Source organism: Agromyces sp. ISL-38 (assembly GCF_018613935.1).
GTDB lineage: Bacteria > Actinomycetota > Actinomycetes > Actinomycetales > Microbacteriaceae > Agromyces.
The window spans coordinates 401,057-414,314 of record NZ_JAGGPF010000001.1; the positions used below are offsets into that span (position 1 = coordinate 401,057).

General features: G+C 70.6%; 13 protein-coding genes. 9 read left to right on the plus strand and 4 right to left on the minus strand.

All coding sequences use genetic code 11. The annotated features are described in order from the left end of the window. Nucleotides 1-161: 161 nt before the first annotated feature. The 6 genes from efeU to J7E25_RS01955 all read left to right on the plus strand — a co-directional run bounded on the left by efeU (nucleotide 162) and on the right by J7E25_RS01955 (nucleotide 5,277). Nucleotides 162-1,091, plus strand: coding sequence for an iron uptake transporter permease EfeU (efeU, locus tag J7E25_RS01930; RefSeq protein WP_214867401.1), 930 nt, complete (start codon nucleotides 162-164; stop codon nucleotides 1,089-1,091). Beyond that, nucleotides 1,088-2,293: an iron uptake system protein EfeO gene (gene efeO / locus J7E25_RS01935; protein ID WP_214867403.1), complete on the plus strand. Its 1,206-nt coding sequence runs from the start codon at nucleotides 1,088-1,090 to the stop codon at nucleotides 2,291-2,293. The genes efeU and efeO overlap by 4 nt, the downstream gene beginning before the upstream one ends. Then, nucleotides 2,293-3,588: an iron uptake transporter deferrochelatase/peroxidase subunit gene (efeB, locus tag J7E25_RS01940; protein WP_214867405.1), complete on the plus strand. Its 1,296-nt coding sequence runs from the start codon at nucleotides 2,293-2,295 to the stop codon at nucleotides 3,586-3,588. Before efeO ends, efeB begins: the two co-directional genes overlap by 1 nt. Nucleotides 3,589-3,659: 71 nt before the next feature. Further along, nucleotides 3,660-4,679: a LacI family DNA-binding transcriptional regulator gene (locus J7E25_RS01945; protein WP_214867407.1), complete on the plus strand. Its 1,020-nt coding sequence runs from the start codon at nucleotides 3,660-3,662 to the stop codon at nucleotides 4,677-4,679. Nucleotides 4,680-4,750: 71 nt separating this feature from the next. Then, nucleotides 4,751-5,014, plus strand: a complete 264-nt coding sequence (locus tag J7E25_RS01950; RefSeq protein ID WP_214867409.1) for a type II toxin-antitoxin system Phd/YefM family antitoxin — start codon at nucleotides 4,751-4,753, stop codon at nucleotides 5,012-5,014. After that, nucleotides 5,011-5,277, plus strand: coding sequence for a type II toxin-antitoxin system RelE/ParE family toxin (locus J7E25_RS01955; protein ID WP_214867411.1), 267 nt, complete (start codon nucleotides 5,011-5,013; stop codon nucleotides 5,275-5,277). The genes J7E25_RS01950 and J7E25_RS01955 overlap by 4 nt, the downstream gene beginning before the upstream one ends. A 35-nt stretch (nucleotides 5,278-5,312) precedes the next feature. On the opposite strand, the gene J7E25_RS18240 is transcribed toward J7E25_RS01955, so the two are convergent. From J7E25_RS18240 to J7E25_RS01975, 4 genes are all read right to left on the minus strand, one after another. Continuing rightward, the gene (locus tag J7E25_RS18240) at nucleotides 5,313-5,678 is read right to left on the minus strand and encodes a LysM domain-containing protein (RefSeq protein WP_214867413.1); all 366 of its coding nucleotides are present in this window, start codon (nucleotides 5,676-5,678) and stop codon (nucleotides 5,313-5,315) included. Nucleotides 5,679-6,073: 395 nt separating this feature from the next. Next, the gene (locus J7E25_RS01965; RefSeq protein ID WP_214867415.1) at nucleotides 6,074-6,634 is read right to left on the minus strand and encodes a GIY-YIG nuclease family protein; all 561 of its coding nucleotides are present in this window, start codon (nucleotides 6,632-6,634) and stop codon (nucleotides 6,074-6,076) included. Between the two features lie 100 nt (nucleotides 6,635-6,734). Then, a complete protein-coding gene (locus tag J7E25_RS01970; protein ID WP_214867417.1) occupies nucleotides 6,735-7,217 on the minus strand; it encodes a DUF4383 domain-containing protein in 483 nt (160 codons plus the stop codon). Between the two features lie 157 nt (nucleotides 7,218-7,374). Then, a complete protein-coding gene (locus J7E25_RS01975; RefSeq protein WP_214867419.1) occupies nucleotides 7,375-8,874 on the minus strand; it encodes a PLP-dependent aminotransferase family protein in 1,500 nt (499 codons plus the stop codon). Between the two features lie 85 nt (nucleotides 8,875-8,959). Between J7E25_RS01975 and J7E25_RS01980 the strand changes: the two genes are divergently transcribed. From J7E25_RS01980 to J7E25_RS01990, 3 genes are all read left to right on the plus strand, one after another. Beyond that, the gene (locus tag J7E25_RS01980) at nucleotides 8,960-9,622 is read left to right on the plus strand and encodes a pyridoxamine 5'-phosphate oxidase family protein (protein ID WP_214867421.1); all 663 of its coding nucleotides are present in this window, start codon (nucleotides 8,960-8,962) and stop codon (nucleotides 9,620-9,622) included. Nucleotides 9,623-9,943: 321 nt separating this feature from the next. Next, nucleotides 9,944-10,126, plus strand: a complete 183-nt coding sequence (locus J7E25_RS01985) for a hypothetical protein (protein ID WP_214867423.1) — start codon at nucleotides 9,944-9,946, stop codon at nucleotides 10,124-10,126. Between the two features lie 65 nt (nucleotides 10,127-10,191). Beyond that, complete coding sequence (locus J7E25_RS01990) at nucleotides 10,192-13,149, plus strand: AAA family ATPase (RefSeq protein ID WP_214867425.1); 2,958 nt, start codon at nucleotides 10,192-10,194, stop codon at nucleotides 13,147-13,149. The last annotated feature ends 109 nt before the right edge of the window (nucleotides 13,150-13,258 follow it).

Consider the following 13,258-nt stretch of genomic DNA (forward strand, 5'->3'; position numbering starts at 1 on the left):
GAGCCGCTCGGTCAGCGAGCAGATCCACCTCGCCCGGGGCGGGAAGGCGACGCGAGCTCCTGAATTCTGCCCCGTGCGAGCGGGACATGACATGGATTCGCCGCGGCGAACCAGTTAGGTTAGCCTGTGCTAATCCATCCGTTCAGTTCCGGGAGACGCGCGTGCTCGCCAACTACCTGATCGGCCTCCGCGAAGGCCTTGAAGCAGGGCTCATCGTCGGCATCCTCATCGCCTACATCGGCAAGATCGAGCGCCGCGATCTCTACGGCCGGCTCTGGTTCGGCATCGGCATCGCCGTGGCGATCTCGCTCGGCGTCGGAGCGATCCTCACGTGGGGTCCCTACGCGCTGAGCTTCCAGGCGCAGGAGATCCTCGGCGGCACGCTCTCGATCGTCGCGGTGGCGCTCGTCACCTGGATGATCTTCTGGATGGGCACGCACGGCGCGAGCCTGTCGAAGGAGCTCCGCGGCCAAGTGGATGCCGCGGTCGACCGCTCATGGTTCGCGATCGTGTTGCTCGGCGCGCTCGCCGTCGGTCGCGAGGGCATCGAGACCGCGCTCTTCGTGTGGGCGAACGTGGCCGGCGGCAGCGATCCCGTGCTCGGCACGACCGGCGCAGTGCTCGGCATCCTCACCGCCGTGGTCATCTCCTGGGGCATCTCACGTGGCCTCGTGCGCTTCAACCTCTCCGTCTTCTTCACCTGGACCGGTCTCTTCCTCGTGCTCGTCGCGGGCGGCGTGCTCGCGTACGGCATCGGCGACCTGCAGGAGGCGTCCGTCATCCCCGGGTGGGGACACCCCGCGTACAGCCTCGCGGCCGCGGTGCCGCCCGGCAGTTGGTACGGCACGCTGCTCGGCGGCATCTTCAACTTCACGCCCGAACCCACGTGGGCGCAGGTCATCGGATGGCTCGTCTACGTCGCCATCACGACGGCGCTCTACCTCGGCATGCTGCAGCGGCGGGCCGGTGGTCGAGTGCCGAGCACCGACGTGGCCGGTGGCCGAGTAGCGAGCGCAGCGAGCGTATCGAGGGCGCCCGCCCCCACCGCGCCCACCCCCAACACCTCCACCCCGATCAGGAGCAATACATGACCCGACGTGCCCTCGCGGCATCCGCTGCCGTGACCGCACTGGCGCTGGCCCTCACCGGCTGCGTCGCCAAGGCCGACCTCGCGGCGGCGATCGCCGTCGACATCACCGACGACGGATGCGCCGTGGCGACGCCGACCGCAGCAGCCGGAGCCGTGACGTTCTCACTCACGAACAACGGCAGCGCCGTGAACGAGTTCGAGATCCTCGCCGAAGACCAGCTGCGGATCGTCGGCGAGAAGGAGAACGTGACGCCCGGCCAGGAGGTCGAGTTCGTCGCGCAGCTCGCGCCCGGCACGTACTACACGGCGTGCAAGTTCCAGCAGGTCGGCGCTCCCGTCGGGCTCGCCGAGTTCACGGTCACCGGTGAGGCGAGCGCCGTCTCGGCCGACGAGCAGGCGCTCGCCGATCAGGCCGTCACCGAGTACATCGCCTACGTGCGCTCGCAGGCCGCAGAGCTCATCCCCGCCGTCGAGGCGTTCGCCGCCGCCTACGCCGCGGGCGACGATGAGGCGGCTCGGTCGCTCTTCGCCGCGACCCGCGTGCCCTACGAGCGCATCGAGCCGACTGCCGAGGCGTTCGGCGACCTCGACCCGAAGATCGACTTCCGCGAGGTCGACGCGGTCGCCGACGGCCTCGAGTGGACCGGCTTCCACCGCATCGAGAAGGACCTCTGGCCGCCGGCCGCGGGCGACCTGAATTCCGACGGACAGGACGCGCTCGCGAACTGGGCGCCCTCGACGCCCGAGGAGCGCCAGGCCTTCGCCGACGGGCTGGTGGCGGATGTCACCGAGCTCCACGACCTCGTCACCGCCGACGACTTCACCGTCTCGCTCGACGCCATCTCGAACGGCGCGATCTCGCTGCTCGACGAGGTCGCGGCCGGCAAGATCACCGGCGAGGAGGACTGGTGGTCGGGCACCGACCTCTCCGACTTCGCCGCGAACGTGCAGGGCGCCGGCGTGGCGTTCGGTGCGGTGCGCGCGCTCGCCGAGTCGAAGGGCACCGAGGGCGAGGCGCTCGCCGCCGAGATCGACGAGCAGTTCGGCGTGCTCGAGCACCGGCTCTCGGAGTACGGCTCGATCGAGGCCGGCTTCGTGGACTACGCCGAGCTCTCCGACGCCGACAAGAAGGTGCTGAGCGACCAGGTCAACGCCCTCGCCGAGCCGCTCTCGAAGCTCACCCACACGGTGCTGGGCATCTGATGAGCGACGAGACTTCGACCCCGGCCCCTGAAGGTCGCGTCAGCCGCCGCCAGCTCCTCGGCATCTTCGGGGCCGGTGCGGCGGGCGCTGCCGTCGGCGCGGCCGGTGGCGCCGGGGTGGCGATGGCCGCCACGGAATCGGGCGCGGCATCCAGCAGCGCGGCATCCGTCTACCCCTTCTTCGGAGTGCACCAGGCCGGCATCGTGACGCCGGCGCAAGATCGACTGCACTTCGCGGCATTCGACGTGAACGCGACCCTCGACCGTGACGGGCTCATCCAGCTGCTCACCGAGTGGACGGATGCCGCCGAGCGCCTCACCCAGGGCCTCGAGGTCGCCGAGGGCGGCGCCGTCGACGGCTCCGACTACGCGCCACCGGTCGACACCGGTGAAGCACTCGGACTTGCCGCGAGCGGACTCACCATCACGTTCGGCTTCGGGCCCGGCCTCTTCACGGATGCCGACGGCGTCGACCGGTTCGGGCTCGCCGCCCGCCGGCCGGCCGCCCTCGAACCGCTGCCGCGTTTCCAGGGCGACGCGTTGCAGCCCGAGCGCAGCGGCGGCGACCTCTGCGTCCAGGCCTGCGCCGACGACCCGCAGGTCGCGGTGCACGCCATCCGGAACCTCAGCCGCATCGCGTTCGGACGCGCGAGCCTGCGCTGGTCGCAACTCGGCTTCGGGCGAACGTCGTCGACGTCGACCTCGCAGACCACGCCGCGGAACATGTTCGGCTTCAAGGACGGCACCGCCAACGTGAAGGCCGAGGAGACGAAGACCCTCGACGCGCAGGTGTGGGTCGCGGCATCCGATGAGCCCGCGTGGCTCGCGGGCGGTTCGTACCTCGTCGCCCGGCGCATCCGCATGATCATCGAGAACTGGGACCGCGTGCAGCTCGGCGAGCAGGAGATGCTCGTCGGGCGGTCGAAGCGCGAGGGGGCGCCGCTGTCGGGCGGCACCGAGTTCACCGAGCCCGACTTCGACGCGACCGGCCCGGCCGACAAGCCCCTCATCGACACGAAGGCGCACGTGCGGCTCGCGCACCACTCGAACAACGGCGGCGCTCGTATGCTGCGCCGGGGATACAACTTCGTCGACGGCAACGACGAGCTCGGACGTCTCGATGCGGGCCTCTTCTTCCTGTCGTTCCAGCGGTCGCCGCAGCAGTTCATCGACGTGCAGACGAGCCTCGCCGCCGACGGCCTCAACGAGTACCTGAAGCACGTCGGCTCGGCGATCTTCGCCGTTCCCGGCGGCGTCGCCGAGGGCGAGTTCGTGGGTCAGGCGCTCTTCGCCTGAGCGCTCACCCCGTTCGCGCGGCCCACGACTTGCCCGCCAGGTCGTGCAGGATGGTATCGGGGGCGAGAAACATGAGCGGAAAGAGAGTCGGGATCACCGACGTCGCGTCCGCTGCCGGAGTGTCGATCACCACGGTGTCGCATGCGCTGAGCGGCCAGGGCAAGGTCAGCGATCGGACGCGACAGCGGGTCGTCGATGTCGCGGCTGAGCTCGGCTACGCTCCGAACCGGCTTGCCAGCGGCTTGCGCTCGAAACGCACCGGAGTCATCGGCCTGGTGAGCGACGAAGTGGCGACGACGCCGTTCGCGGGTCGAATCGTGCTCGGCGCCCAAGAGGCGGCATCCGATCGCGGCTGGTTGATCGTCGTTGTGAACTCCGGCAACGACCGGCTCATCGAGCAGCGGCAGATCGACACGTTGCTGGCGCAGCAGGTCGACGCGATCGTGTACGCGACCATGTACCATCGCCCGTCGACAGTGCCGGCGGCCCTGCGCTCGATCCCCACCGTTCTCGTGAACACGCGAGACGAGGGCTTCGATACGTGTTGGGTCGTCCCCGACTCGTTCAACATCGGCAAGGATGCCACGAGCCACCTCATCGACCACGGGCACGAACGCATCGCCCACCTCACGATCGAGCAGCCAGGGCTCGGGAGGGACGGCCGGGTCGCCGGGTACCGTGCGGCGATGGAGGAGCACGGGCTCGCGCCGATCATCGTGAGCACCACCGAGGGCGCGACGGCCGTCGGCGGACGCGAAGCGGCCGAGCAGCTGTTCGACCGGCATCCCGACGTGACCGCCGTATTCTGCTTCAACGATCAGATGGCCATGGGCCTCTATCAGACCGCTGCGAAGCACGGCGTGCAGGTGCCCGACGATCTCTCGGTCGTCGGCGTCGACAACCTCGAGCTCGTGGCGGGCGCGCTGCTCCCGGGCCTGACCACCATCGCGCTGCCCCATTACGAGATGGGGCGATGGGCGATCGACCAGGTCGAGCGCGTGCTCGAGCACGAGGATCCGCCACCCGTGGTTCACGAGCGGTACCGCTGCGAGCTCGTCGAGCGCGACTCAGTGGCCCGTCTGCGCCGCTGAACCAGGCATCTTCTTCGGTTGGCACTATATGTCCATAGTGTCACTGTGTACACATCTGCTATTCTTTGGGCATGGTTGCAGTGAATAGATCGGTCACTACACGGGAATTGCGTCAGGATCTCGCGTCCGTGCTGGGGCGAGCCGCGTTCGGACATGAGCGGGTCGGGATCACCCGTCACGGGAAGCTCGCTGCGGTCGTGATCGGCGTCGACGACCTCGAGGCGCTCGAGGCGTTCGAGATGATTCGCGACGTCGAGGAGTTCAAGGCCGCGAAGGCTGTCGACGACGGCGAGCGTGTCTCGCTTGCCGACGTGCGCGCCGAGCTCGCCGAGTGACGCGGTATGCGGTCGAGCTCACTGGTTCGGCGGCCAAGCAGCTGCGCAAGTTGGATCAGGTCGCACGACGTCGCGTGCTCGTCGTACTGACCGAGCTGGAGGTGGATCCGCGACCCCCAGACGTCAAGAAGCTCGTGGGTCTCGACAACGCGTGGCGTATCCGTATCGGCGACTATCGGGTCCTCTATGAGATTGTCGATGAGCTCGTGCTCGTCACCGTCTTCAGGATCGCGAATCGACGCGACGTCCACCGCGACCTCTGACGCCGGCCAGGTGGCCCACCCGGCGGAAGCCGGCGTCAGCCGGTCTTCGTCCAGTCGAGGTTGATGACGTCGCCGATGTAGACGGTCTCGCCGAAGTCGTGGATCTGCGGGTTCATGCGCAGCAGCTGCTGTTGCGGCAGCTCGAAGCGCTGGGCGATGTCGAAGAAGTAATCGCCCTCGACGACGGTGTAGCTTACGGGCATCCCGCTGCCGTCGGTCACAGGTGTGCCCATCGCACCCCGCGTTGCGCCCAGGTCGTAGGCCGGGCCCCATTCGACGACCGGCGCCGGTGCGTTGGGCACCGGCGCGGCGGGCGGCGCCGGCTCGGCGGGTGGCGCGGGAGCGGCCGTCGGCTCGGGCGTGGGCGTCGGCGTCGCCGTGACCGTCGCCGTGATCGTCACCGGTGGCGGTGTGGGTATCGGGGCTGCGGTGCATCCGCTCAGTACGAGTGCCGTAAGGCTCGCGGATGCCGCTGCCTTACCGATCTTGTGCCCCACACGGCCCCCCGCCGATGCCGAGGGCGCTCCCCGTCGCGGCGCCCGTCGCACCACTCTATCCATCGGCCGACATCTCAGCGCGGCGGCGTCCGCTGACCATGTCGTCGAGCAGCGCGGCGACCGCGAATGACCAAGGAGGTCGCGGGCCCGCTCGCGCAGGTGGGCGTCCTCGACGACGTCGCGGCCGGATGAGGCATGTTCGCGCGACACGCCGTCGAGCGGAGGCCCGCGATCGGCGCGTCGCCGGATGTTGCCTCATCCGCAGTCGCGCGGTGGTGATGTCGATACGCGTCGCGCCGCTACCCGCGGAGGGCGGATTGGCGCAGACGCCAGCGCTCGTACTCGAGCCACGGGTCGTCGACGCCGGCGCCGACCTCGGCGAGATGCGCCAGGAGCGCGTCGTGCACGGCGAACCACTCGGTGCCGGGGTAGCGGTGCGCCGCGAACTGCTCGTCTCGTCGCCGCTCGAGGGCGCGGCCGCCGCGCTCGAACGCGAGCACCACGTCGTGCGGAATGCTCGCGAGCCGAAGCCGAGGATTCGCCGAGGTGCCGATCTTGATCTGATCGCGGTACCGGATGTAGTAGACGACCTCGACCCTCGGACGCTCGAACTCGTCGTCGGGAATGTCGCCCACCCGCCACTCGCATTCTGCGCACAGCCACCCCGACGGATACCGCACGCCGATGCGCGAGCCGCAGGCCAGACACGGGCTCGGCAGCAGGTCGACGACCCCTGCATCGTGAGCCACCCAGTCGTTGGCGACGAGCAGGTGCTCGTTGCACAGGTTCAGCGGCGCATCGGCGTCGACCGGCCCCGAGCACGGGTGCCCATCGGCGAGCACGATGCCACATCGGCTCATGCCAGCAGGCTAGCCCCGCCCCCCGACACCTGCCTGTGGAAGGGCTGCGCGAGCAGGTGGCCGGCCTTCCGACCGACCACCTGGCTCGATCACGCGATCGTCACACCGCGGTGCGTCCGCGTGGGGTGCGCGCCCGGGTCGCCAGGTCCCGCCCGACGAAGATGCCGAGGAGGACCATGCCCACGCCGAGCACGAGGTGCAGCCAGCCGTCTGCGGCGTTCATCGGCACGAAGTTCGCGGGGTTCTCACCGGTCACGATGAGGCCGTAGACCCAGAGCACGAGATACACCACGCCGCCCCAGATCAGGAAGTTCCGCGATCCGGCCGCACTTCGCGCGAAGGCCAGGCCGGCGACACCGAAGAGCACGTGCACGATGTTGTGGAGAATCGACACCTGGAACACGCCGAGGAGCAGCGCTCCCGATTCGTGGCCCGCGAAGGTCATCGAGTCGACGTCGGTCGTCAGCCCGGGAATGAATCCGGCGATGCCGACGACGAGGAACACGATCCCGACGACCAATGCGACCTTCTGCACCGCTGTCTCTGCGTAGCCGCGGTCGGCGACGCTCCTGGTTTCGCTCATGGTCTGCCTCCTTCGGTTGGTCGCGATCTCCGTCGCGCCTGCAGACCAACTGCACCACGACCAGCCCCGTTTGCGTAGTCCCTTGACATTCGCTGGGAGTTCGGTCCACGTTTTCGGCAGCTGACCGGGCATTGATGCTCTTGCAATACCCGGCTGCTCAGGCGAGCGCCAGCAGCGTCTCGCGAATGCGGTCGAGCCCCTCGGCGAGCAGCGTGTCGCCGGGGCCGGCGTACCCGAGCACGATGCCGGGCTGCTCGTCTCCGGGCACCGCCGAGTAGTCGGCGAGGGGCGCGACGGCCACCCCTTCGGCGGCCAACCGGGCGACGACGGCGACGGATGCCGCGTGGCTCGCGAGCCCGATCACCGCGTGCAGCCCGCCGTCGAGTCCCGAGAGCGGTGCCCGGTCTATGCCGTCGAGGGCATGCAGCACGAGCCGCCGCCGGTGCGCGTAGTCACGCCGGGTCACCGCGATGTGCCGGCGCACGGCCCCGCTCGCGAGCAGCGCCGCGACCGCCTCTTGCGCGACACCGGGCACCGGGCACGGCTCGTCGGCGCGGATGCCGCCGATGGCCTCGCGAAGCCCCGCGCTCCGCGGCAGCACGAGGTAGCCGAGCCGGAGCCACGGCGTCAGCACTTTCGAGAAGCTGCCCACGAGCACGACGTGCTCGCCGCGATCGAGCGAGGCGAGGGCGGGCAGTGGTGCACCGAGGTGGCGGAACTCGCTGTCGTAGTCGTCTTCGATGACGAGCGCGTCGGCGGCGCGCGCCCACTCGAGCAGCTCGAGCCGCGCGGCCACCGGAAGGCGCCCGCCGAGCGGGTACTGGTGACTCGGCGTGACCATGACGGCATGCGGCGGCTGCGGCATCCGTGCGACCGACGCGACGACGAGTCCGTCGGCGTCGACGGCCACCGGCACCGTGCGGGCGCCGCGGTGCTCGAGCGTGCGGCGAGCCGAGGGGTAGCCGGGATGCTCGACGGCGATCACCGGCGTGCCGTCGACGAGAACACGGAGAGCGGATGCCACGAGTGTCAGGGCCTCGCTCGTTCCCGCCGTGACGACCACGTCGTCGGCCGAGCACGCGACCCCGCGGGCCTGCCGCAAGTGGTCGGCGATCTCGGCGCGGAGGCTCGGCACCCCGAACGGCGGCGGCGGCACCGCGGGGATCTCGAGCGACGCGGCGTGCCGCCAGGCCGCGCGCCAGGCGCGGGTGTCGAGGCGCGCCGTCGAGGGCCGCCCGGGGAGCAGGTCGATGCGCGCACGGATGGCGCCGGCCGAACTGGGCGGCGCCGCGGCATCCGTCGATCCGGTCGCTTGGCTCGCGGGGCCCGCCGGTGCCGTGCGCGCACCCGAGCTCGTCGCGACCGCCACTCGTTCGTGCTCGATCGCCGCGACCGCCACTCGCTCGCGCTCGATCGCGGCGACGCGCGTGGCCGCCCCCTGCCGCATCTCGAGGTACCCCTCGCCGGCGAGCTGCTCGAACGCCGCGACGACCGCACTGCGCGAGACGCCGAGCTCAGACGCGAGCGCCCGCGTCGACGGAACCGGATCGCCGGGGCGCAGCGCACCCGTGAGGATGCCACGCCGGAGTCCGGCGACGAGCTGCACCCCGATCGGCTGCGCTGCGTCGCGGTCGATGACGAGCAGGGGGCCGTCCATGCACCCTCCTCAACTGGACTGGTGGATACCGCGTGAACTGGACTGTCAAGGCGACCAGTATGCCCGCGACACTAGCAGCGTGACCATGACGAACACCAGTGCCCAGCGCCGCATCCGCCGCCTCGCCGAACGCCAGACCCACGACCGCGACGCGCTCTTCGAGCTGCTCGACAGCGAGCTCGTCGGCCATCTCGCGTCCGCGGTCGACGGTATGCCCGTGGTCGTGCCGATGGGATTCGCACGCGATGGCGACCACGTGCTCGTGCACGGATCGACCGGCGGTGGGTTCGCCTTGCGCGCCGCGGCCGAGCGGGCGACGGTGGCCTTCGCCGTCACCGCGCTCGACGGCCTCGTGTTCGCCCGCTCGCTCTTCGACAGCTCGATGAACTACCGCAGCGCGGTCGTCTACGGGGTGCTCGAACCGGTCGAGGGAGAGCGAGCGGATGCCGCCCTCCTCGCACTCTCGGAACGGCTCATGCCGGGCCGATCGGCCGAAGTGCGCGCGATGACCCGCAAGGAGGTCGCGGCCACTCGCGTGCTGCGCCTCCCGCTCGACGACGTGGTCATGAAGGCGCGGGCGGCCGGGCCGTCCGAGGCGGCCGACGACGGCGAGGACCACACGATCTGGGCCGGCGTGGTGCCGCTCGGGCGCGCATGGGGTGCGCCCGTCCCCTCAGGGCTGACACCTGCCGGCACCCTGACACCGAAATCGGTGGCGGCACTGGCGACGCCGATTCCCGCGAACTGAAGACTCGACTGTTGGAAAGGGGGTGCGTGATGTTCGCAACCATGCTCGTACTTGCTCTGATCGCCGCGCTGGCGATCACCGCTGCGTTCGTGCAGTTCCGGCGCGACGGCTACCACCGTACGCCGACGCTGCAGCACTGAGCTGAAGAACGACCAGTCGCGCTCGACCCCACCCTCCTCAGACCGTGGAACTCCACGGTCTGAGGCGCGCCCGCCGCCCCGTGCGGAGAAATAGGGCGATCGCCCGATGAGCGGGTGGGGCCTTAGCGAGCACGCTGGAGGCATCCGGTCGGAGAGGCCGGATCGAAAACCAGGAGGAATCATGCAGTTCTCGGCTGATCTCGTCGCCCTGCAGACGCACCACGCCGACGTGCACCGCTCCGAGCGGGAGCTCGCCGTGCGGCGCAGCATCGAGGAGCGGCGCTCGGGCGACGTGACGTCGCCCGAGGCGGCGCCGAGCCGCAACCGCGGCCACCACTTCGTAGTGCGCCTCGCCCTGCGGTGAGTGCTCGGGTCGCCGCACTCGATGCGGCCGCCCTCGGTGTCGGCGGTACGTGGGACGATGAACTGGTGACCACGTCAGCGCCGGCCATGATCGGCCGAGACGCCGACCTTGCGAGGCTCGAAGCACGCCTCGACGAGGTGCGTGCCGGCGCGCCCTTCACCGTCATCATCGGCGGTGAGGCGGGCATCGGCAAGACCAGGCTCCTCCGTGAGTTCACGGCGGGGCTCGCGCCAGACATCCGGCTGCTCGCCGGGCAATGCGTCGACCTCGGCAGCGTCGCTGCGCCCTACGCGCCAGTCAAGACCGCGTTGCGCACCCTCGTCTCCGAAGTGGGCGCCGAGCGCGTGCTCGAGGCGGTCGGCCCCGGGCGCGCCGCGTTCGTGGCGCTCCTGCCCGAGCTCGTGACATCCGATGCCGACACCGCCACCGCACCGCCACCGGCCGGCGCGGCCGCAAGTCAGCTGCACGAGGCCATCGCGGTGCTCCTCGAGACGTTCTCGCGCGAGCGCCCCATCGTGTTCGTCATCGAAGACCTGCACTGGATCGACGCGGCGAGCCTCGCGCTGCTCCGCTTCCTCATGCGCGCGCTCGGGTCGAGCCGCGTGCTCACGGTACTGAGCTACCGCACCGAAGACGTCACGCGGGGCCACCCGGTGCGCGCGTTCCTCTCCGAAGCCGAGCGCGACCGATGGGTCGAGCGCCGCGAGCTCAGCCGGCTCACGCGCGCGCAGGTGCGTAAGCTCGCGAAGTCCCTCATCGTCGACACCACGCCGAGCCAGACCGCGCTCGACACGCTGTTCCGCCGCAGCGACGGCGTGCCGTTCTTCGTCGAAGAGCTCGTCGGCATCGACGGATGCCGCGACGAGGGCTTCGTGCCCGACACCCTTCGTGAACTCCTGCTCGCCCGCTACGAGCGGCTGCCCGAATCGGCCCAAGAGCTGTTGCGCCTCATCTCCACTGGTGGCGTGCGCGTTTCGCACTCGCTGCTGTCCGCGGTCTATGCCGGCACCGTGGATGAGCTCGACGCCGCCGCGCGCCAGAGCGTGCTCGCCGGAGTGCTGACAATCGAGGGCGACGACTACGCCTTCCGTCACGCGCTCGTGCGCGAGGCGATCCTCTCCGACCTGCTTCCGGGCGAGCGCGCGCGATTCCATGCGCGATACGCCGAGGCCTACGAAGCGATGGCCGCGGCGGGCACGAGGCGGCTCGCGGCCGAGATCTCGTTCCACTGGCTCGGGGCGCACGACGCCGTGCGAGCGTTCCCCGCGACGATGCAGGCGATGCGTGAAGCTCGTGACGCCGCCGCCTACGAGACCGCGGCGCAGCTCGGCGAACGTGCTCTCGGCTTGTGGGACGTCGTGCCCGATCCAGAGCAGGCCGCCGGCATGGGCAAGCTCGAGCTCATGGGCCGCACCGCCTCGCACCTGCGCAACGCAGGGGAGGGCGAACGCAGCCTCGCCCTCGTGAAGGCGGCGCTCGCCGAGTGCCCGCGCGACGACCCCAACTACCCGAGACTCTTGCGCGACAAGGCACTCAATCTCGCGAACGTCGGACGCGGTGGGTCGATTCCCCTGCTCGAAGAGGCCCTCGAAGTGCTCGGCGACGCACCGAGCGAGCTGCGCACCACCACCTATACGGGGCTCGCCGGGCGGCTCATGATCGAAGGCCGTCTCGACGAGGCGGTCGAGACGGCCGAGCGGGCCCTCGACATGGCGCTCGAGATCGGGTCGCCGCGATTCGCCTCGATCGCCACGAACATCGCCGCGGTGAGTCGAGCCCATCGAGGCGAGGTCGAGCAGGGCATCGAGGTGCTCGAGCGCGCCCGCGCGCTCGCCGAGGGCGATGGTGGCGCCCTGTTGCGGTACTGGGTGAACGCCTCCGACCTGCACTTCCTCGTCGGCAATCATCGCGAAGCGGTGCGGCTCGCCGAAGAGGGCCTCGCGGCCGCTCGCACGCAAGGCGTCGAGCGCAGCTCGGGCGTCATCCTCGCCTCCAACGCCGTCGATCCCCTCTTCGCTCTCGGCGAGTGGGACCGAGCGCAAGAGCTCATCGATCGCGCAATCGCCCTCGACCCGCCGGCCCCGTTCACCGCCTACCTGCAGCGCGCGCGCATCTGGTCGCTGCTCTGGCGAGGCGACGCTGCCGCAGCCGCCGACGCGCTGCGCGCGGCGCGCAGCTTCATGGCCCCCATCATGGAGGTCGAGATGCAGACGCGACTCGGCGTCGCGCGGGTCGCCGCCGACATCGCCCTCGCGAACGGCGATCTCGTTGCAGCCTGGCGCGAGGTTCGAGGCCCCCTGCACGAACGCTTCCTCCCGTTGCCGGGCTACGCACTGCCGATCATCTGGGCAGGCGGTCGCCTCATCGCCGACGCGCACCGCCACCCCGACGCCGTGCCGGCCGACACCGCGGCCGAGATCGCCGCCGCCGAGCCGGCCCTGCGTTCGCTTCTCGCCCGCTTCGCGTTCTGGCCGAGCCAGCCGCTCTGGGGTGCGTTCTTCGAGGCCGAGCTCGCGGGCGCGGCATCCGATGGTCCCGGCACCGACATCGCGGCGTGGCGCGACGCGGTCACCGTAGCTGCCGGCCCGACGGCCCCGGTCTACCTCGCCGCCTACGCCCTGCTCCGACAGGGTGAGGCGGAGCTCGCGGCGGGCGACCGGCTCGCGGCGCGCGCGACCCTTCAAGCGGCATTCGATGTCTCCGAATCGAGTGGCGTGGGCGCCGTGCGCGATCGCGTGGTGCGGGTCTGCGGCGCGGCGGGCCTCGGGCTCGACGATGGAACGAGCGCCGACGGGCGCGCTGCGGCGGCCACCGCCGACGCGACGACCGCGGCAACCGCGGAGCTCACCGCGCGCGAGCGCCAGGTGCTCGAGCTCATCGCCGAGGGCCTCAGCAACCGGCAGATCGGCGAGCGTCTCTTCATCAGCGGCAAGACCGCGAGTGTGCACGTCTCGGCGATCCTCCGCAAGCTCGGTGCGGCGACCCGCACCGAAGCGGCCTACCGCGCGGGCGCGCTGAGCTGACGTCCGGCGGTGCGCTGAGCTGATCTCGGCCCGCATGCGCCCGACCCTCGTCGCTCCAGGCGTGCCGGAGTGACCGCCAGGACCCAGCACGCACCCCGCAGGCGACGGA

Bases quoted from the DNA above. Each gene is read 5' to 3' on its own strand.
- efeO (WP_214867403.1), top strand. From the start codon at position 1,088: ATGACCCGACGTGCCCTCGCGGCATCCGCTGCCGTGACCGCACTGGCG.
- efeB (WP_214867405.1), top strand. From the start codon at position 2,293: ATGAGCGACGAGACTTCGACCCCGGCCCCTGAAGGTCGCGTCAGCCGC.
- J7E25_RS01945 (WP_214867407.1), top strand. From the start codon at position 3,660: ATGAGCGGAAAGAGAGTCGGGATCACCGACGTCGCGTCCGCTGCCGGA.
- J7E25_RS01950 (WP_214867409.1), top strand. From the start codon at position 4,751: ATGGTTGCAGTGAATAGATCGGTCACTACACGGGAATTGCGTCAGGAT.
- J7E25_RS01965 (WP_214867415.1), bottom strand. From the start codon at position 6,634: ATGAGCCGATGTGGCATCGTGCTCGCCGATGGGCACCCGTGCTCGGGG.
- J7E25_RS01970 (WP_214867417.1), bottom strand. From the start codon at position 7,217: ATGAGCGAAACCAGGAGCGTCGCCGACCGCGGCTACGCAGAGACAGCG.
- J7E25_RS01975 (WP_214867419.1), bottom strand. From the start codon at position 8,874: ATGGACGGCCCCCTGCTCGTCATCGACCGCGACGCAGCGCAGCCGATC.
- J7E25_RS01980 (WP_214867421.1), top strand. From the start codon at position 8,960: ATGACGAACACCAGTGCCCAGCGCCGCATCCGCCGCCTCGCCGAACGC.
- J7E25_RS01985 (WP_214867423.1), top strand. From the start codon at position 9,944: ATGCAGTTCTCGGCTGATCTCGTCGCCCTGCAGACGCACCACGCCGAC.